The 19,559-nt window shown below is 62.4% G+C and carries 18 protein-coding genes; 5 read left to right on the top strand and 13 right to left on the bottom strand.

The genetic code is table 11. The features are described from left to right. Nucleotide 1: 1 nt before the first annotated feature. From CO667_RS01950 to CO667_RS01930, 5 genes are all read right to left on the bottom strand, one after another. Nucleotides 2-895: a carbohydrate ABC transporter permease gene (locus CO667_RS01950; RefSeq protein ID WP_097616736.1), complete on the bottom strand. Its 894-nt coding sequence runs from the start codon at nt 893-895 to the stop codon at nt 2-4. Then, nucleotides 888-1,820, bottom strand: a complete 933-nt coding sequence (locus tag CO667_RS01945; RefSeq protein ID WP_097616901.1) for a sugar ABC transporter permease — start codon at nt 1,818-1,820, stop codon at nt 888-890. Before CO667_RS01945 ends, CO667_RS01950 begins: the two co-directional genes overlap by 8 nt. A gap of 72 nt (nt 1,821-1,892) precedes the next feature. After that, a complete protein-coding gene (locus tag CO667_RS01940; protein WP_097616734.1) occupies nt 1,893-3,197 on the bottom strand; it encodes a sugar ABC transporter substrate-binding protein in 1,305 nt (434 codons plus the stop codon). A gap of 34 nt (nt 3,198-3,231) precedes the next feature. After that, nucleotides 3,232-4,242 carry a LacI family DNA-binding transcriptional regulator gene (locus CO667_RS01935; protein WP_097616732.1) on the bottom strand — a complete coding sequence of 337 codons (1,011 nt, stop codon included), beginning with the start codon at nt 4,240-4,242 and terminating at the stop codon, nt 3,232-3,234. A 100-nt stretch (nt 4,243-4,342) separates the two neighbouring features. Then, a complete protein-coding gene (locus tag CO667_RS01930) occupies nt 4,343-5,257 on the bottom strand; it encodes a DMT family transporter (protein ID WP_097616731.1) in 915 nt (304 codons plus the stop codon). 277 nt (nt 5,258-5,534) lie between these two features. Between CO667_RS01930 and CO667_RS01925 the strand changes: the two genes are divergently transcribed. Further along, nucleotides 5,535-6,275 carry an AraC family transcriptional regulator gene (locus CO667_RS01925; RefSeq protein WP_097616730.1) on the top strand — a complete coding sequence of 247 codons (741 nt, stop codon included), beginning with the start codon at nt 5,535-5,537 and terminating at the stop codon, nt 6,273-6,275. A 136-nt stretch (nt 6,276-6,411) separates the two neighbouring features. On the opposite strand, the gene CO667_RS01920 is transcribed toward CO667_RS01925, so the two are convergent. Continuing rightward, nucleotides 6,412-7,227: an oxidoreductase gene (locus CO667_RS01920; RefSeq protein WP_097616727.1), complete on the bottom strand. Its 816-nt coding sequence runs from the start codon at nt 7,225-7,227 to the stop codon at nt 6,412-6,414. A 90-nt stretch (nt 7,228-7,317) separates the two neighbouring features. On the opposite strand from CO667_RS01920, the gene CO667_RS01915 reads away from it, so the two are divergent. Further along, on the top strand, nt 7,318-7,776 hold the full coding sequence (locus CO667_RS01915; protein ID WP_097616725.1) for a helix-turn-helix domain-containing protein: 459 nt from the start codon (nt 7,318-7,320) through the stop codon (nt 7,774-7,776). Between the two features lie 79 nt (nt 7,777-7,855). Here the strand turns inward: CO667_RS01915 and CO667_RS01910 are convergent, their stop codons facing one another. From CO667_RS01910 to CO667_RS01885, 6 genes are read right to left on the bottom strand one after another with little or no spacing between them, the layout of a single operon-like run. Next, nucleotides 7,856-9,877 carry a beta-N-acetylhexosaminidase gene (locus CO667_RS01910; RefSeq protein WP_097616723.1) on the bottom strand — a complete coding sequence of 674 codons (2,022 nt, stop codon included), beginning with the start codon at nt 9,875-9,877 and terminating at the stop codon, nt 7,856-7,858. Nucleotides 9,878-9,930: 53 nt separating this feature from the next. After that, a complete protein-coding gene (locus CO667_RS01905; RefSeq protein ID WP_097616721.1) occupies nt 9,931-10,875 on the bottom strand; it encodes an ABC transporter ATP-binding protein in 945 nt (314 codons plus the stop codon). Further along, the gene (locus tag CO667_RS01900) at nt 10,872-11,687 is read right to left on the bottom strand and encodes an ABC transporter ATP-binding protein (protein WP_097616717.1); all 816 of its coding nucleotides are present in this window, start codon (nt 11,685-11,687) and stop codon (nt 10,872-10,874) included. Before CO667_RS01900 ends, CO667_RS01905 begins: the two co-directional genes overlap by 4 nt. Continuing rightward, nucleotides 11,684-12,586, bottom strand: coding sequence for an ABC transporter permease (locus CO667_RS01895; RefSeq protein ID WP_097616715.1), 903 nt, complete (start codon nt 12,584-12,586; stop codon nt 11,684-11,686). Before CO667_RS01895 ends, CO667_RS01900 begins: the two co-directional genes overlap by 4 nt. Continuing rightward, complete coding sequence (locus CO667_RS01890) at nt 12,586-13,566, bottom strand: ABC transporter permease (protein ID WP_097616713.1); 981 nt, start codon at nt 13,564-13,566, stop codon at nt 12,586-12,588. Before CO667_RS01890 ends, CO667_RS01895 begins: the two co-directional genes overlap by 1 nt. Nucleotides 13,567-13,585: 19 nt before the next feature. Continuing rightward, complete coding sequence (locus CO667_RS01885; protein WP_097616712.1) at nt 13,586-15,277, bottom strand: ABC transporter substrate-binding protein; 1,692 nt, start codon at nt 15,275-15,277, stop codon at nt 13,586-13,588. A 297-nt stretch (nt 15,278-15,574) separates the two neighbouring features. Here CO667_RS01885 and CO667_RS01880 point away from each other — a divergent pair, with 297 nt between their 5' ends. From CO667_RS01880 to CO667_RS01870, 3 genes are all read left to right on the top strand, one after another. Further along, nucleotides 15,575-16,453 (top strand): flagellin, encoded by an 879-nt coding sequence (locus tag CO667_RS01880; protein WP_097616709.1) that lies wholly within the window; start codon nt 15,575-15,577, stop codon nt 16,451-16,453. A gap of 280 nt (nt 16,454-16,733) precedes the next feature. Next, nucleotides 16,734-18,272, top strand: coding sequence for a DHA2 family efflux MFS transporter permease subunit (locus CO667_RS01875; RefSeq protein WP_097616706.1), 1,539 nt, complete (start codon nt 16,734-16,736; stop codon nt 18,270-18,272). A gap of 76 nt (nt 18,273-18,348) precedes the next feature. Next, nucleotides 18,349-18,960, top strand: a complete 612-nt coding sequence (locus CO667_RS01870) for a L,D-transpeptidase (protein ID WP_097616704.1) — start codon at nt 18,349-18,351, stop codon at nt 18,958-18,960. Between the two features lie 35 nt (nt 18,961-18,995). On the opposite strand, the gene CO667_RS01865 is transcribed toward CO667_RS01870, so the two are convergent. Further along, entirely contained in the window at nt 18,996-19,406 is a 411-nt protein-coding gene (locus CO667_RS01865) for a hypothetical protein (RefSeq protein WP_097616900.1), read from the bottom strand. Nucleotides 19,407-19,559: the final 153 nt, after the last annotated feature.

Raw genomic sequence — 19,559 nt, 5'->3', positions numbered from 1 at the left:
ATCAACCTTTCACGGCGGAGCCGACGAATGAACTGACGAACCAGCGCTGGAAAGCCAGATAGAGAATGAGGACCGGGATCATCATCAGCACCGAGGCGGCCATGGCGCGGTCCCAGTAGATGCTGTCCTGTCCGAAGAAGGTGGCGATGGCGACGGCAATCGGCCGGGCATAGTCGGTCTGGGTGACCAGCGTCGGCCAGAGATACTGGTTCCAGCTTTCGATGCCCATGAGGATCGAGACCGTGGCGAGCGCCGGCAGGCTGAGCGGCATGTAGATCGACCGGTAGATGCGGAACACCGATGCGCCATCCATTTCCGCCGCTTCATAGAGTTCTTTCGGCAGCTGCGCGAAGAACTGGTAGAACAGGAAGACATAGAGCGGGCTTGCCACCCAGGGCAGGATCTGCACCGCGAAGGTATCGGTCAGCCCCGCCCGCGACATCATGACGACGAGCGGCATGATGATGCTTTCCTGCGGGATGACATAGAGCGCGACGACCAGCGCCAAGAGCGCCGCCTTGCCGCGCAGCGAGCCCCAGGCCAGAACGAAGCCCGCCATGGAATTGACGACCAGACCCGAGACAACAGTGGCGACGAGGATCACCAGCGAATTGAAGAGATATCGGCCATAGGCCAGCTCGCCGGAGAAATGAGCGATCTCCTTGTAGTTCGACAGCGTCGGCTCGCTGACCCAGAAGGCGCGGAAGCTGCCCATGTCGGCGAGAATGCGGAAGCGGTCGTCCTTCAGGCTGGCGATCAGCAGCATGAACAGCGGCGAGATCATCACCAGCGCGATGACCAGGATGCAGAGGCTCTGGACGATGCGCAGGCTTCTCTTGCCGTTGCCCCTTGCGATTGCCAGCGGGACGGGCCGGCTCAAAGCGATATCAGACATCGAAGCGCCTCAGGAGTTTGCGTTGCAGCAGCGCGATCAGAAGAACGATGACGAAGAGGATGACGGAAACGGCCGATGCGTAGCCGAGTTTCTGCTCCTCGAAGCCGGCGCGCACCATGTAGTGGACAACGGTTTCGGTGCTTTCCTTAGGGCCGCCCTGGGTGAGGATCGCCACCTGCGTATAGAGCTTGAAGGCCTGGATGGTGGTGATAACCAGCACGAAGACATGGGTCGGGCGAAGGCCGGGCATGGTGACGTGCCAGAAGCGGCGCAGCGCGCTTGCCCCGTCGATGCGGGCGGCATCGTACAGTTCGTCGGGAATGCCCTGCAGGCCGGCGAGATAGATGATCATCTGAAAGCCATAGGCCTGCCAGGCCGAAAGCAACACGATGGAGAACATCGCCCAGTTGGGATCGCCGAGCCAGTCGATCGGCTGGATCGCGCCGCCGGAAAGGAACCCGACGATCTGGTTGAGCGGGCCGCTCGGATACTGGAACAGCGTGCCCCAGATGACGCAGACCACCACCATGGAGGTGATCGCCGGCAGGAAGAACAGGCCGCGCAACAGGTTTTGCATCGGCAGCTTCTGGTGCAGGAGCAGCGCGGTCAGAAAGGCGAGGCCGCATTGCACCGGCAGCACCCAGATGGTGAAGCGCGTCACGTTCCACAGTGCGGTCCAGAACAGCGGATCGGTGAAGACGCGCTCGAAATTCAGGAGGCCGACGAAGCGCACCGGCGTCGGGCGCGGCACGAGCGGCTGGTTGGTCATCGCCGTCCAGAAGGACAGGAGGAACGGCGCGATCAGGAAGATCGCCAGCAGCAGAAAGGCAGGCGCGATCATCGCCATTTCCTGCCAGAGCCGCTGCGTGTCGCGGCGTTTCGCCGGACGCCGCAAAGCGGGCGTGGAGGTCTGTTGCAAAGTCATTGTTTCCTCCTCATCGGTCATCCCTCCTGAGATAGTCGAGGGCCGGCCGGAGAGCCGGCCCCGGCAAAACCCTTACTGCTGCTCGTCGAAGGGCGGGTAGCCGGCATTGTCCGCGATATCCTCGTCGATCTTCTTGGCCGCGGCCGTCAGCGCTTCCTGCGCGTCACCACCGTTGAAGATCTTGTCGACGGCCTGCATGAAGGCCGAGGTGATCGTCGGATAGGCCGGGTGCGGCGGACGGGCGATCGCCGTCTTGGAAGCCTGCTCAAAGGCGATGGCGAGCGGACCGCCTTGCGCATAGAGCGGGGATTCGGCGGCGAAGCTCTTCAGGCCCGGATAGGCGGACTGGGTCTTGGCGTACTCCCGGTACTCCTTGTCCTTCAGCAGGAAGCTCAGGAACTTGCCGGCGATCTCAGGATTTTCAGAGGTCGCGGAAATGCCCCAGATCCAGGTGCCGTTCGGGCTGACGCCCTTGTCGCCGATCTTCGGCAGCGGCATGACGACGATATTGTCCTTCATCGCTGCCGACGCCTCGGCGTAGAACCAGTGGCCGCCCATGGCGAGTGCTGCCGGCTGTCCCTCGGCGTAGAACTGGTTGGTGCCCGAGGACGTCGGTACGACCCAGCCCTTCTTCACCCAGTCCTGCATCATCGTCAGCGCCTTGACGCAGGCCTCGCCATCGAGCGTGCCGCCGGCCTTCCAGGTCTTGCGGTCGATCAGGTCGCAGCCGGCGCTTTCGAGCAGCGGGCCGTAGGCATAGGTGATCCACTCGGTCTTGATGCCGTAACCCCGGAAGGTGTCGATCGGCCACTTCACGCCTTCGAGCTTGGAAAGCTTTTCGAGATAGGTTTCGAATTCCTCACGGGTCCAGGCATCGTCGACCGATTTCGGAATGCGGGCGCCGATGGCTTCAAGATATTTCTTGTTGCCGTAGAGCACGACCGAGGAGTCGGTGAGGCCGATCGCATAGAGGTCCTTGTCGATCGGATAGGTGCCCTGGGCGATATTCGAATCCGTCATGTCATCGAGCAGGTCCTTGTCGATGAGCGGCTTGACGGGCTTGAGATAGCCGGACCAGACGTAATTGGCGAGGAACGGAGCATCGAGTTCCATGATGTCGGGCAGCTGCTTGGCCATCACGGCGGCGCTGAACTTTTCGTTATAGGCATCGTGCGGCGCGTAGATCATCTCGATGTCGACATCGGGATTGGTGGCCTCGAAGCGGGCGGCAACGTCGCCATAGGCCTTCACCCAGCCGGGATCGCCCTGGTGCATGACGTGGATGACGGTCTTCGCCTCGGCAAAGCCGGCGGTTGCGACCAGCGCGGCGGACGCTAGGAATGCTGGAAGTAATCGATTACCCAGTGAAATCCTCATTGGCATTCTCCTCCTGTTAAACACTATTCGAAGTTCAGACGGATGCCCGTTCGACCAGATGGAACGGCAGTTTCCGCAGATGCGGCGGTTCGGGCTGCTCGGCCAGGAGGATCTCCATGGCAAGGCGGCCCATGGCGCGGTGCGGCAGGGCCATCGTCGTCAATGGCGGGTCCAGCCGCGAGGCAAGCTCGACCTGGTTGTCGAAGCTTGCCACCGCGATATCATCGGGAATGCGAAGGCCGGCGCGGGCAAGCGCCGCATAGACTTCCATCGCCACGCGGTCATTGCCGCACAGGATGGCGTCCGGCCGTTGACCGGATTTCAGAAGCGCCTCCACATGAGAGGCAACAAGGCTTGGCGCGCGGTCGCTATAGACGCTGCGGCGCACCGCCGGCAACACGCCGACGGGATCGATGCCCCCCTCCTCAAGCGCTGCACGAAACCCCGTCTCGCGCAGCGTGCCGGCGAGAATGCCCGGCAGGTTGATGAAGGCGATGCGCCGGCGGCCGGCGGCGAGGAGATAACGCACGATCTCCTGCGCGCCGCCCTCTTCGTCCGGCACCAGCGCGGTGACGCGGCCGGCGGCCTCGCGGCAGTTGATCATGACGCCGACGGCGCCCGCCAACTTGTCCGGCAGGGCAACGTGCTTGTGGTACATGGCGGCATAAGCAACGGCGCGCGGCCGGAACTGCTGCACCTCGTCGAGCACCGAGCCGATAGACTGGCCGCTGCTGTGGTTGACCGCAAAGACCGCCATGCCGGCGCCGCGGGCCGCCCCGTCGAGGCCACGCACGATCTCGGTGGCGAAGGGCGACGTGATGAGGCCGTCGGAGACGACGCCGACCAGCGGCAGCCAGCCCTGACGCACGCCACGCGCCGCAAGGTTGGTGACATAGCCGAGGTCTTCCGCAATGGCCTTGATCTTCTGGCGCGTATCGTCCGACATGCGGGCGGAGCCGCCGTGCAATGCGCCGGAAACCGTCTTTACCGAGACGCCCGCACGTTCCGCGATGTCAGAAAGCGACGCTGCCACGATCTCCACCATCCTCCTTGGGTGATCGATTACCCAATAGTGGTGACGGACGCGTTTTGTCAAGCGACTTTTACGCGCACTGCTCGGTCCGGGAGATTGCCGAGCCCCTTGCTCATCCGCCTGCCGGCAGCCTCGCATCTGCCTGCGGCGGGCGACGCGCGAGAGGTCGCGCAAAGATGACCACGTTCCCGAGAAGCGTCAGCGCCAGGCCGATCAGGCCCAGACCGCTCCAGTGGTAACCCTCGAAGACCGTCGACAGCGACAGGGCGACGATCGGGAACAGGACGGTGGCATAGGCAGCGCGTGAGGAGCCGATGCGCGACACCAGCATGAGGTAGGTGGTGAAGCCGATAACCGATCCGATAGCCGCGAGATAGAGCAGCGCGGCAAGATAGGTGATGTCAGGCGGCGCCACGATCGGCGTTTGCGTCACGGCAATCAGGGCGAGGAGGATGACCGCGCCATAGGTCATGCCCCAGGCATTGGCGGTCACCGGTGAGATTCCGGCCGCGCTGTTTCGGCGCGATGCCATGTTGCCCAGCGAGAAGAACAGCGTGCCAAGCGCTGCGAGCCCGATCCCCTTCAACGTGCCCATATCGAAATCGACGACAACGTCCTCTCCGAAAAGCAGGAGGAGGCCGGTTGCTCCGAGTGCCGCTGCGAGAAGCGTGCGGCCTGTAATGCGGTCGCCGAAGAAGAGGCGCGCATTGACGGCATTGTAGATCGTTGCAAGCGAGAAGATCACGGAGATCAGCCCGGACGGGATGGAGGCGGCTGCATTGTAGAAACAGATGAAATTGAGGCTGAACAGGCAGAGCGCTTGCGCAAGGATGAAAGGTTGGTCGCGCAAGGCAGGGAACTTGAGCCGCCGCATGACAGCCAGGATGGCGACGAGGATCACTGCTGCGACCGCAAATCTGTAAAAGACCGAGACCAAGACCGGCACGGGACCGACCTGCATCGCAATGGCGATCCAGGTCGTCCCCCATATGAGAACGGTCGCGATGAAGAGAGCGGCATTTGCCATGGGATGATCCTCGTTTCCCCGACCAATAGGCGAACCGCAGGCAGGTCTCTTGCAGATTCTTGCTATGAAATTGGTTTGCCCGGACTTCCTGCTCGCCATGCGGATCGTCCACCGGTATTGTTCGCAAGGCGTGGCCAGGTGTGGGGAAGAATTGGTGAAAGATAGCCGCCTTTCGGTTTTCAGTTTTTTGTCCGCATCTCCCTCTGCTCGGATGTCACAGTCCATCGATTTGGGTTTCGGGCGATCCGCTGCCCTCTGGAGCAATGCCGGCGACAGGATGAGCTACGAGCGGCCGGACGGACATACGTTCAGTCTTTATTTGAAGGGTGGCGCCGGAACGCGCCGTCTGGATGGCGGCCCCGCCGCGCGAGGCCGGCCCGGAGCCTTGTGCATCATGCCACAAGGGCATTCGTCTGAATGGGAAATCACCGATCCCTTCGAATTCGTCCATCTGTATGTTCCAGACGATCAGATGCGTCGGATGTTTGCAGAGACGTTTGACCGCGATTCCAGGCTTATGGTCCTTCCCGAAGTGACCTTCGCAGATGCACCCGCCTTGGCGCGCGCGCTTGGGCAGATGACGAAAGCGATGTCGGCGGGCGGTCATCTGTTGGCTGAAGAAGCGATGACGCGGGCGATCAACGATCTCTTCGTTGATCCGCGCTATGGAGGCATGCGTCCCTGCGCGATCAGCGGCGGGCTCGCTCCGCATGTGCGGCGCCGCACTCTCGAGTATATCGAGGCCCATCTCGATGAGACAATCCGCTTGCAGGATCTGGCTGCGATCGGGCAACTCAGCGCGTTTCATTTTCAGCGGATGTTCCGGGCAAGCTATGGTGTGTCCCCGCATGGCTGGGTGGCCCACCGGCGTGTCGAGCGCGCCAAATCGATGTTATCAGGCATGGACCCGATCGCTGAGATCGCTTCGGCCTGCGGCTTCAGCAGCCAGAGCCACATGACAAGGGCATTCAAACTGGGCACCGGCATCACGCCCTCTGCCTACCGGCAACGACAGTAAAGCCTTTCGCGCGCTAAACCTTTGTTCGCTGTGGGCGGGGCGGCAGCCTTGATCTCCGACCGATAGTGCCGGAGATCAGGAATGCTTTCGTGGGACGGGTTTTCGTGTCTGTGGCGCGCCGGCAATGCGGCAAGGCTCAGCCAGGAAGCTTGTTGAATTTCCGCAGGCTCTTGTCGACGAAGGACTCGGGCAGGAAGCGGCGGATGAAGCGGACCTGTCCTGCCGCCTTCCCGGCCGTGTAACGTCTCTTGGGTGATGCCGCATTGGCGGCCTTGACGACGGTTGCGGCGACCACTTCCGGCGCATCGCCCTTCGAGACGATCTCGCGCATCAGCTTTTCCGCGTCGGCGCGCACCGCATCATAGACGGCAAGCGGCTTGTCCGGCCGGGTGATGTTCTCCTCGAAGGAGGTGCGGGTGACGCCGGGTTCGACCAGCACGACGCGGATGCCCTGCGTGCGCACCTCATGGTCGAGAGATTCCGAATAGCCTTCGATTGCGTGTTTGGTCGCTGCATAGAGCGCGTTGAAGGGCGCTGGGATCAGCCCGAGGATCGAGCTCAGGTTGATGATCCGGCCGCTGCGCTGCCGCCGCATCACCGGCAGCACCGCATTGGTCATGCGCATCGTGCCGAAGACGTTGACGTCGAACACGGCTTTGGCCTGCGCCGTCGTCGATTCCTCGGCGCCGCCGAGCAGGCCGATGCCGGCATTGTTGACGAGCAGGTCGATCCGTCCCGTGCGTTTCAGCACCTCGTCGACGACGCCCTGCACGGATTGATCGTCGATGACGTCGCAGACCAGCATGGTGATGCCGTCGGCGGTGTCGGCCATCGGCTTTCGGCTGGTGCCGAACACCCGGTAACCGTCGCGCCGCAGCGCTTTCGCCGTCACCAGCCCGATGCCGGAGGACGCTCCGGTGACCAGGGCAATGCCGCGTTCTCTCTTGCTCATCAATCTCCACCTTTACTTTTGTCGTGGAACATCCATGCGCAATCTGTTACTATCAAATTGATAGCAAGTCACTACTAAAAAGATATCGACATGAAAAATCTTTCGGACCAGCCCTGCCTGATTGCCCGCAGCCTGGCGCTCGTCGGCGATGCCTGGAGCATGCTGATCATGCGCGACGCCCATGCGGGGCTGACCCGTTTCGATGATTTTCGCAAAAGCCTCGGCATCGCCCCGACCATGCTGACGGGGCGGCTGGCATCGCTGACCGAGGAAGGGCTCCTGGAAAAACGCCGCTATTCCGAGCGCCCGCCGCGCGACGAATATGTGCTGACGGAGGCCGGCCGAGACTTTCTGCCGGTGCTGTTTGCGATCGGCGCCTGGGGCCGCAAACATCGCGGCGGCGGCGAGGTCACCCGCTTCTTCGACGCCGAAACCGGAACCGAGATCGATCCCGTCACCATCGACCGGGCGACCGGCGCTCCTGTTGGAACCCGGCCCATTCGCATCGCCGCACCCGGATGCGCCCTGCCGCAGGCTCAGCAGGACTGACGCTCAGTGCAGGCCCGCCCTGCTCTCAAGCTCTCGGCTTGAGAGCCATCTCAGGTCTCCATAGCCATCGCCGCCTCCCCTACGACTGCTGCAGCCCGTAAAGCAGCGGCATCAGCCCGGCGAGCGCCTTGAAGCGCTCCCACGACTTCGACGACGGCTTCGTCCAGCCGGTTTCGGCAAGTCCGGAAACGCGCGGAAAAACGAGGCGGTCGAAAACGGCGCGATCCGTCATCGGTTCGGACCAGATGCAGGCCTGGATGCCGAGGAGTTTCTGTTTCTGCGCTGCGGTCCAGCCGCCGACCGGATCGAAATTATAGAGCTTTTCCGCGTCTGATGTTCCCGCCCAGCTGGCGCCGGGCTCGTCCCAGTCGGGCCTGAGCGCCATGTCGAGGTAATAGACCTGTCCGGGGCAGACGACCATGTCGTAGCCGCGTTCGGCGAGTTCGGCCGAGACCTCGACATTGCGCCAGCTGCAGAGATAGCTCTTCGCCTTGTCGATGACATCGCCATGGGCCGCCTCTTCCCAGCCGCCGGTGATGCAGCCCTTGCTCGCCAGGAAGCGCTGGACGCGGCTCAGGAACTCCGCCTGCAGGATGGCGGCGCCCGAGCCGTGGATATCGTCGGCGCCATGGGTGTTGGTGACGACGTTCAGCCGCTTGGCATGCGCGTCGGCAACCGCGTCGCCGGCGACGCTGCGCAGGCGCTCGAGCGCTGCCGGCGAGCCGGACCACGCCCCGAGCGGCACCTCGTCGGCCCCGAGATGGATTGTTTTGAACGGGAAGAGTTCGATGAGTTCCGTCAGGATGGTCTCGACGATCTCGTAGGTCTTCTCAAGGGCGGGATTGATGCAATTGTCGGGAAAACCCTGAACCGAATAATAGCTGCCGACCTCGGCCGGATCGCGCAGATCCGGTATCGCCTGCTGCATGGCGTAGCAATGGCCGGGTACATCGATCTCCGGCACGATCTCGACCCCGAAGCTCTTTGCCTCGGCGACGATCTCGCGGATGGCGGCCTTGGTGTAATAACCGCCGGTGCGGGCCGGGCTTGATCCCAGCAGCGGCGGAACCGCAAGGCCGTGGCCGCGCCAGGCGCCGATTTCGGTCAAAGCGGGATAGGCGTCGATCTCGACGCGCCAGGCCTCGTCGTCGGAAAGGTGCCAGTGGAAGCGGTTGAGCTTGTTCCAGGCCAGCACCGCTATCAGCTTCTTGACCTCGGCCGCGCCGTAGAACTGGCGGGCGACATCGAGATGCAGCCCGCGCCAGCCCATCGCCGGCTCATCGACGATCTCGCCGGATGCCGGAAACTGGAAGACTTGGGGATGCAGCCTTGCGCCGCGCCAGATCTGGCCGAGTGTCACCAGGCCGTAGAGAAAGCCGGTCCGGCTGCCAGCCTCGATCGTGATCGTTTCTTCGTCGAAGCTCAGCCGATAGGCTTCGGGACCGAAGCCGGCGACATCCTTCAGGGCGACGGCCACTGCGCCTTCCGCCTCGGTGCGCACAATGCCTTCGACGGCAAAGAGATGCTCGACCAGCGCCGCGAAACTTTGCGCCGCCGCCTCCCCTTCGGCACTCTGCGCCCGCGGCGCAAAACCGGCGGGCAGCGGACGGCGGGAAGTGACGGAGACGTGGTTCGGCCAGGGAATGATCGACACCTGAACCGGCGCATTGACGGGAACCGGATAGATCTCGGCGCCACGCTTCAGCGGCGCATTGCTGACCGAAGACCGCGTCGGCTCGATGCCGAGCACGATGGTGCTGCCGTCGGAAAGCGCGAGATAGGCGCTCGTCGCGCCGTCCGTCCAGTGGCGGAACTGCCAGCTCAGCGCATAGACCGAGATCGTCCAGGTCTCGCCCGCGCCGAGAACGAAATCGGCCGGCGGCTGGAATTCGGTGAAATTCGAGAGCCGCTGCGAGACCGTCGCGCCCTCGACGCGCCCGGCCGGATCGACGCGGCCCGGGCCGCTGACGCAGAGGGAGAAATTCGAAAGCGGCGCAGTGCCGAGGTTCTTGAGGCGCAGGACATAGGAGAACTCCTTGCCGTCGGCAGGCGGATTCCAAAGGGTTTCAAGCCGCAGGGCTTTCGGTCGCGGTGTGGACATGGTCACTCTTTCCTCTTGAAAGCTGGCCTCTTGGAGGTGAAGCCTTTTGAAAATCAGCTCTTGAGCATTCCGGCATTGGAAACGCCGAGCGCGCGTATGAAGTGGTTGGGGCCAACCTGTTCGATCACGGTCGATTCAGGACGGCTGAGCGAGCGCACCTTTTCCGCCTGTTCGAGGAACCGTGCGCTTCCGCCCGTCACGAACGGCCTGCTGCCGTCCGGAACGGCGGAAAGCAGCAATCGCGTATAGGGATGGCGGGGATCGGAAAGAACCGTATCGGTGTCGCCCCATTCGACCATCTGGCCGGCAAACATCACGACGATCTCCTCGGCCACATGCGCTGCGGTTGCGATGTCGTGGGTGATATAGAGCATGGCGAGATCGTTTTCACGCTTCACTGTGGCGAGCAGATCGAGAATGTCCTTGCGGATGGAGACGTCGAGCATCGAGGTCGGCTCGTCGGCCACCAGCACGCTGGGTGTGACGGCAAGGGCGCGGGCGATATTGACGCGCTGCCGCTGCCCGCCCGAAAGCTCGTGCGGGAATTTCTGCCTGGTCACATCGGGCTTCAGCCCGACGCTTGCCAGCAGCCGGGCAATCTCCTCGGCAAGATCTGCCCTCGCGCCACTCTGCCGATGCAATTGCAGCGGCCGCGCCAGATGATGGCTGACGGTGAAGGCCGGGTTGAGCGAGGAGAACGGATCCTGGAAGACCATCTGCACCTCCCTGCGGTAGCGATGCTCGTCCCCGGCCCCGCCGCGGGCGGAGAGCGCCTGCCCGCGGAAAAACAGCTTGCCGCCGGTCGGCTTGTCCAGGCGGGCGATGATGCGGGCACAGGTCGTCTTGCCGCAGCCGGATTCGCCGACGAGCGCCAATGCCCTGCGGGGAAAGAGCGAGAAGGACACGCCTTTCAGCGCGCGGACCGGACCGAAATTGCGTTGGATGTCCTCGAGCCGGATCACGGCGTCAGCGACAATAGGATTTGCCTCCGCTTTCATGCCACGACTCCTGATAGATGCGGATTGCCGGGAAGCTGCGGAATCGCATTCCAGAGCTTCCGCGTATATTCGTGTCGCGGCGCATCGGCGACCTGGCTGACATCGCCCACTTCGACGAGCTCGCCCTTCAGCATGACGCCGATGCGCCGGCAGAGCTGCGCCATCAGGTGCAGGTCATGGGTGATAAAGAGCACCGAGAAGCCGTAGCTCCGCTGCAGGTCGACGACCTGCTCGAGGATCTCCCGCTGCACAACCACGTCGAGAGCCGTCGTCGGCTCGTCCATGATGATGAGCTCGGGTCTGAGCGCCAGACAGATCGCGATAACGATGCGCTGGCGCATGCCGCCGGAAAACTGGTGCGGGTAGTCGCCGATCCGATAGGTGGGAATGCCGACGAGGCGGAACATCTCCTCGGCCCGAGCCCGGGACTCCTCCCGCGAGCAATGGGTGTGCCGGTAGAGAACGTCATGGAATTGCGCCTCGACCCGCATTAGCGGATTGAGCGAATTCATCGCGCTCTGGAAGACCATGCCGATGCGCTTCCAGCGGATCATCTGCAGCTCGCGTTCCGGCAGCTTCAGCAGATCCTGTCCGGTGAGCCGGATACTGCCGCCGCTGATCCAGGCCGGCGCCTTGGAAAGACTGGTGATGGCATAGGCGATCGTGCTCTTGCCGCAGCCGGATTCACCGGCGAGCCCGAAGATCTCGCCGCGGCCGATGGCGAAGGAGACGTCCTTGACGGCGCGGAACTCTCCCTTGTCGACGAGGTAGTCGACGTTGAGCTTGTCGATCTCAAGAAGATTGTCGCTCATCGGCCAAGCTCCAATTCCCGGTTGCGGGCGCGGGTGAGGCGGAACCAGCGCGTCAGCGCCGGGCCGGAGCGCAACTGCGGATTGGAGATCTCATCGAAGGTGAAATTCAAAAGCGCAAGGCCAAGCCCCGTCAGCGCGATGCCTGCCGCCGGCACGCCGATATCCCACCATGCGCCGACCATGATCGCCGAGGAATTCTGGGCGTTGTAGAGCATGGTGCCCCAGGAGACCTTCAAGGGATCGCCGAAGCCGAGATATTCAAGCGTCGTCTGGGCAACGATGGCATAGATGATGCTGCCGACGAGGTTGATGCCGATCAGCGTCGTCAGGTTCGGCAGGATTTCCACGAAGATGATGCGCCAGGCCGGCTCGCCGATCATCTTCGACGCCGTGACGAAATCGCGATTGCGCAGCGCCATCGTCTGCGATCGCGTCATACGGGCGCCCCACGGCCAGGAGGTCAGCGCGATGATCGTCATGATCGTCATCGGCCCCACCGTGCCGGCGAAGGAGGCGAGCAGGATCAACAGTGGCATGTTCGGAATGACGAGCACGGCATTGGTCGCAAGGTCGAGCAATGCATCGGTCCTGCCGCCGGCATAACCGGCGACGAGGCCGATCGCCGTGCCGAGAACGGTGATGGCAATCCCGGTGGCAAAACCGACCGAGAGAGAGCTGCGGGCGCCCCAGACGAACTGGCGGTAGACATCCCGTCCCATCTTGGTCGTGCCCATGACATGTTCGATCGACGGCGGCTGATGCGAGCGTCCGACACGCGCTCCAGGCTCTCCGGGTGCGACGAGCGGCGCAAACAGCGCCATCAGCCACAGGACGGCAATGATGATGAGGCCGGCCAACGCCTTCTTCTGCTTGAGGATGGGCCATAGCGTAAAGCTCATCACGCAGCCTCCCGCAATCTCGGATCGACAAAGCCGTAGATGATGTCGACCAGGAAGTTGGCGCCGAGGGTGGCAAGTGTCATCAGCAGCAGCTGACCTTGGATAACGGGGTAATCGCGGGCGATGCTCGCGGTGTAGAGCGTCAATCCCAAGCCGGGATAGTTGAAGACGATCTCGGTGACGATCGAGCCGCCGAAGACGGCGCCGAGCATCAGCGCCAGGTTGGTCAGCACCGGAAGCATGGCATTGCGCGCGCCGTAGCCGAACATCACGGTGCGGTGGCTGAGCCCCTTGGCGCGGCCCATGGTGACATAATCCTCGCCGAGCACCGAGATCATCGACGAGCGCATCGTCGTTTGGAATTCGCCGATCAGGAACGGCGAGAGCGTCAGCACCGGCAGGATCGCATGGGCGAAGACGCTGCCGATGAAGGTGAAGTTGAAAGCGGGATCGAGGTTCGGATCATAGGCGTAGCCCACCGGAAACCAGCGCAGCGAAACCGCGAAGACGAACAGCGTCGTCAGCGCCACGATGACGGGCGGCACCGAAATCATGATCACCGACAGCGGCGAGACGATCGTGTCGAAACGTCCGCCGCGGCGCCAGGCCGAGACCGCGCCGAGCACGACACCGACACAGAGCGAAAAGATGATCGCCGTCGTCACCAGGAAGACGGTCCAGAGCGTCGACCGGCCAAGCACCTGGACGACGGTCTGGGGGTAGTATTTGACCGAGACGCCGAGATCGAGGGTGACAAGCCCCTTGAGATAATCGGCGAATTGCCAGAGCATCGGCTGGTCGACCGCGCCGAAGCGCGCCTTGATCGCCTCGACGGCAGCGGGTGTCGCCCGCGGGCCGAGCTGTGCGACCATGGCGTCGACCGGGCTCCCCGGCATCAGCCGGGGAAGAATGAAGTTCACGACGATGGCGAACGCCAGGGCGACCGCATAGACGCCGAGGCGCCGGCTCGAAATGCGCATATCCGTTCCCTCGTCAGACTCAGCTGACCGGCTTGAGGCGCAGCAGATGCATCAGGCGCATGCGGTTGTTGTCATGATCCTCCGGATTCATGATCGGGTCCTTGTCGGTGACCCAGCCGGTGAAGCGCTTGCTGGAGAACTGGTACCAGGTCGGTCCGTTGAAGACGGGCACGACGGGAAAATCGTCGGCGATCAGCAGCTGGATATCGTTGAAGATCTTCTTGTGATCGTCATCCGACGTCGCCTTCAGATATTGATCGAAAAGGGCGTCCAGCTTCGGGTTCGAATAACGCGAGGGCGCGCCGGTAATGCGCCCGCCATAGGCGGTCGACAGGCTCTGGTAATAGCCGCGGAACGGCGTTGCGCCGTCGGCGCGGGAGTTCATGACGACCTCGAAGCTGCCGTCGATAATCTGCTTGCGCCATTGTTCATATTCCGGGGTGGCGACCGACGCGTTGATGCCGGCGGCACGCAATCCTTCGACGGCGATCTGCACCGCGTCGATCCAGTCCGTCCAGCCGTTCGGAACGATGATCGGGAAGGCAATCGGCTTGCCGCTCGGCGTCGTGCGGAAGCCGTCGGCGCCCTTCTTGTAGCCAGCATCGTCGAGGATCTTGTTGGCCTTCTCGGTATCGAAACCCATAAAGGCGTCCTTGTCGCCTTCCGCCGCCTTGTTGCGCCAGGTCTCGAAACGCGGCGGCAGGCCGGTCGCATGCTCGTTGACGACGGGATAGCCGAAGCCGGCAATATCGACCATCGCCGCACGATCCATGGCGAGGCTGAAGGCGTGGCGGAAGTTCAAGTCCTTATAGGCCTCGAGGTTGCCCTCATTGCTGCTCTTGAAATTCATCTGGAAGGCGACGGTTTCGGCCGGCGGCTGCCAGTAGCCATTATGGCCGGCATCGAGCGCGACGAAGGTCTTGTCGATCTGCGGAATGAAGGAGCCGATCCAGTCCATATTGCCTTCCGGCAGAATGGCGAGCATCTGGTCGTTGCCCGAAATCTGCGGCAGCCTCAGGCAATCGACATGCAGCGAGGCGGCATCCCAGTAGTTCGGATTGCGGCACTGCTCGTAGACCTGCGGCGTGAAGCGGCGCAGCTCCGTCATCGGGCCCGACCCCACAGGCTTCTCGTTCTTGAAGGCGACAGGATCGGAAACGTCCTTCCAGATATGCTCGGGAACGACGGCGAGATCGGCAAGCGTTTCCGGGAAATCGGAGTTGACGGCCTTGAGATCGATCTTGACTTGGGTTGCCGACGGCGTCTCGACGGAGGCAACGGTCTCGCCGACGCCGACCGTGTCGAGGGCTGGGTTCTTCAGCATCAGGTCGATCGTGTATTTCACGTCGGCCGCGGTCAGCGGCTGGCCGTCCGACCACTTCACGCCGGATCGCAGCGTATAGGTGACCGATTTCATATCCGCCGCGAATTTATAGTCGGTCGCCAGGCGAAACACCGGCTTGCCGCCATCCTCGGCATTGAAGATGACCAGCGGCTCGTAGATGAAATCCATCGTGCTCTGCCGGCGGCCGGCAAGATCGAAGGGATTGAAGTTCTGCACCCAGCTGGTCTGCTCCTCGATATGCATCGTCAGCACCGATTCAGCCGCGGCACCCCCCGTCCCGAACGCGACGAGCGCCGTCAGGGCAGTCGCCGCCGCCCAGCCGGTACGCATGGAAATGTTGCGGAATAGGCTTTTGCTCAATCTCATTCCAACGCTCCCCTCATTATGTATTTTTGGAGTCAATCAAATTGATTTAATATTGATAGTCAGTTTCCCGCGGGCGCGTCAATTGCCGATCTCAAATTTTTGCGGGCGGCATCCGAAGCCGCTCGCGGCCGGCATCGACATGCGCGATTTCATGATGAACGAAAAAATAAGCACCGGGCCGGCTGCGTTAACCATTAAGGTACTTTTAAGTACGATAATTAATCCAACGGTGGCGAATTGATCGGAAACAACGGTCGATAAGCATGAAGCTGCTCGCCACGGCCGGGATGTTCCGCGATGGCTGCCCTTCAGACGCTGCGCAGCATCAATTCCAATCTCGAAACGACACAGAACAGCGTCTCCACCGGCTACCGGGTCGACACCGCCTCCGACAACGCCGCCTACTGGTCGATCGCCACCACGATGCGATCCGACAACAAGGCGCTGTCTGCCGTGTCCGATGCCCTCGGCCTCGGCGCGGCAAAGGTCGATACCGCCTATACGGCCATGGACAGTGCGATCGACGTCGTCGACGAGATCAAGTCCAAGCTGGTGGCGGCGACCGAAGATGGCGTCGACAAGTCCAAGGTGCAGGAAGAAATCAGTCAGCTGCAGGAGCAGCTGATGAGCATTGCCCAGTCGGCGACGTTCTCGGGCGAGAACTGGGTCGCCGGCGCAGACGGCACGAAAAGTGTCGTATCCTCCTTTGTTCGCGACGGCTCCGGCGCCGTTTCCGTCAAGATGACCGATTACATTCTCGATACCAGCTCCGCCGGCAACGTGCTGTTCGGCATGAACGGCGGGTCGATCGAAACCTCCACCGGTATCCTCGGAACGGCTGATGCAAACGGCGATTCCGTTTACTCGCTCGACATTACCAACTTTACCACCGGCCAGATCCAGTCGGCGCTGTCGACCATCGAATCCGCCCTATCGGCGATGACCTCGGCCGGTGCGCAATTGGGTTCGATCTCGACGCGCATCGATCTGCAGGAAGACTTCGTCGGTGCGCTATCGGACTCGATCGACTCCGGCGTCGGGCGGCTGGTCGATGCCGACATGGAGGAGGAGTCGAGCAAACTCTCCGCCTTGCAGACACAGCAACAGCTGGCGATCCAGTCGCTGTCGATCGCCAATTCGTCGTCCCAGAACATCCTGTCGCTCTTCCGCGGCTAATCGTCCTGGCCGCAAAGGCAGCCGGGCGCATAGCGCGCCCGGACCGCATTTGCGCAAACACCGAGCCTGGCCTTCCCGGTCAGGCTCGGTTGCGTTGGTGACGTATTTGTGTTGGCAGGCCCTATCGCTTCAGTCCTCATCCGAACTATGGTGTCGGCATCGGCGGGTTCGCGCTCCACGTCTTTGCTTGAGGCATGCGATCGACCGTCTCGATCGTCGACGGGATCGGCCCTGGCCTTCGCACCCGGGGCCGAAAACGCAGCGCTTGCGGGATCATCGCATGGAACGAGTTGAGCCTGCCCATCCCGATGCAACGCCCGCCATCGTCTGGCTCGGCTTCATCGCCATGTGCGTCGGTATGTTTATGGCGATCCTCGATGTTCAGGTGGTGGCGACATCGCTGCCGACCATCCAGTCGGCGCTTGATATCGATCCCGATCAGATGAGCTGGATACAGACCGCCTATCTCATCGCCGAAGTGGTGGCGATCCCGCTGACCGGCTTCCTGACCCGGCTCTTGACGATGCGATGGCTGTTCGTTGCCGCCATCGGCCTGTTCGTCGCCGCCTCCGCCGGCTGTGCGGCCAGCGGCAGCTTCAGTGAGCTGGTCGCCTGGCGGGTGCTTCAGGGCTTTTCCGGCGGAACCCTGATCCCCTCGGTGTTTTCAGCCGTATTCATCCTTTTCCCCAACGAGCGGCAGGCGCTGGCGACGACGATCGCCGGCGTGCTGGCCGTGCTTGCGCCGACCGTCGGTCCGATCGTCGGCGGATGGCTGACCGAGACCTATTCCTGGCACTGGCTGTTCCTGATCAACATCCTTCCGGGGATCGCCTCGGCAATCCTGGCGGCGCGCTTCCTGCCGCGCCAGGCCGTCGATCCCTCCGAACTCAGGTATCTCGACGGTCTGTCGCTTGTGCTGATGGCAGCTGCGCTGACGACGCTGGAACTCAGCCTGAAAGAGGCGCCGACCAGCGGTTGGGCTTCGGCCTATGTTCTCAGCCTGCTGGCGGTCTGCCTGGCGTCGGGCGGCGCGTTCATCCGGCGATCGCTGCGCCGGCGCCGGCCGGTCGTCGATCTCGGCAATTTCGGCGATCGGAACTTTCTCGTCGGCTCGGTTTTGAGCTTCGTGCTCGGCATCGGCCTTTTCGGCTCGGTCTATCTGATGCCGGTGTTTCTCGCTTTCATCCGAGGCCACGACGCGCTCGAAATCGGCATGACGATGCTGGTCACCGGCATCGCCCAGCTGATCACCGCGCCGGTCGCGGTGGCGCTGGAGAAGCGCATGGATGCGCGGCTGCTGTCGGCCGCCGGTTTTGCCCTGTTTGCGATCGGCGTCGCAATGAGCGCCTTTCAGGATCCCCGCTCCGATTATGACGCGATGTTCTGGCCGCAGATCGTGCGCGGCGTCGCCATCATGTTCTGCCTGCTGCCGCCGACGCGGCTGGCGCTCGGCACGCTTCCGCCCGATCGTATTCCCGACGCGAGCGGTCTTTTCAATCTGATGCGCAATCTCGGCGGCGCCATCGGCATCGCGCTGATCGACACCATCATCTACACCCGCTCGGACCCGCTGGGACAAAGCCTCTGGTCGCGTCTTCAGGCCGGCGACATCGACACCGCGACATTCGTCGGCGCGCCGCTTCAGGCCATTTCGGGCCATAGCGGCAGCTTCGATGCGGAGACCACGGCGCTGCTCGATCCGCTGGTCCAGACCGCAGCCAGCGTTCAGGCGATCAACGAAGCCTGGATGGTCGTTGCCGTCCTGACCGGCTGCGCCCTGCTCTCCGTCCCCTTCGCCAGGCGACCGGCGCCGGCATGAGGCCCGTCACGTAATGCCATAGTGCCGCCACAGAATTCCGCCCAATCATGCGTGTATAACAAGAGGATGGCATAGAATGCGATTGCTGGTTCTCCTTGCTGCGGCCCTCTTTCTGATAGCGGTGCATGCCCAAGCCCAAGTTTACGCGCCGTATGATGGATATGATGAATACGACGGCTATGGCTATGACGACCCTTACAGCCCCTATCCACCTCCTCCCTACTACGAGCCGGAACCTGGCTATCGGGAACCTTTGCAAGAACGTCGGCAACCGTCGACACGAAGCGCGAGAGGAACCATCACCATCGCTACGCGCGAACATACGCTTATCTACACGACGTCATGGGGTGAGCAGTTCGCTTACCCCATTGCCGTCGGCCGGGAAGGCAAACAATGGTACGGCACAACGCGGGTGGTGTCGAAACGATTGCATCCCGAATGGCGGCCGACACCCAGCATGCGCCAGAAGAACCCAAGGCTTCCGGCAGTCGTGAAACCCGGCCCCGCCAATCCGCTTGGGACCCGCGCGATCTACCTTGCCGACGGGCTGCTCCGCATCCACGGCACCAACGACCCCACTTCCATCGGCACCAACGCATCGAGCGGATGTTTCCGGATGTACCGCGAGGACGTCGAGGAGCTTTACGATATGGTTCAGCCAGGGACCCGGGTGATCGTTCAGCGGTGATCGGATCGGGTGCGGTCGCAGCCCTACGGGAAATATCACTCAGATACAGAAACGTCGATCCATCGACCGGTTCCTTGGTCACCGTGGATATCAACGTCAATCCATACATTGCCACGTAGGATCATATTGGCGGCCTCTCGCGTCATCGTTCCGTTCCGAAGCATTTGCTCCAGAGCTTGGCGATTTGCCGGATCGGCAAAGAATGAGTCTGATTGATCGTCAGAATCGCGCACATGGTACTGATGGAAATTCGCCCTGTCTTGCCGGATGATCTGCCACGGCTGGGTAAGTCTGGCCCCATTTGAATTGTAAAGATCAGCCTCGCCGATATACGCGCGATAGCTCTCGATCAAGCGGTTGCTGTGGGTGGCCTGGACTCTCGCTTGAGCATGCGCTGTTCCCGCCAAAATAACTGAGCTGAATAGAATCGATAATAATTTTCGCATGTTGCCCTCGCTCAATGAGGGGTCTTTACCGAGAGTTAAGCCAATTCGCCAAGCAAAAAGCGTCTTGTTGGAAACGCCCACGGATGCGGCTTGTATTGCACCGTTCGAAGGGATGTGCGGCTGCACTCGATCTTCGCCAACACGAGCCGGACG

It is taken from the genome of Rhizobium sp. L43 (genome assembly GCF_002531725.1).
Lineage (GTDB): Bacteria > Pseudomonadota > Alphaproteobacteria > Rhizobiales > Rhizobiaceae > Rhizobium.
This window is presented reverse-complemented; position numbering and strand designations above follow the sequence as displayed.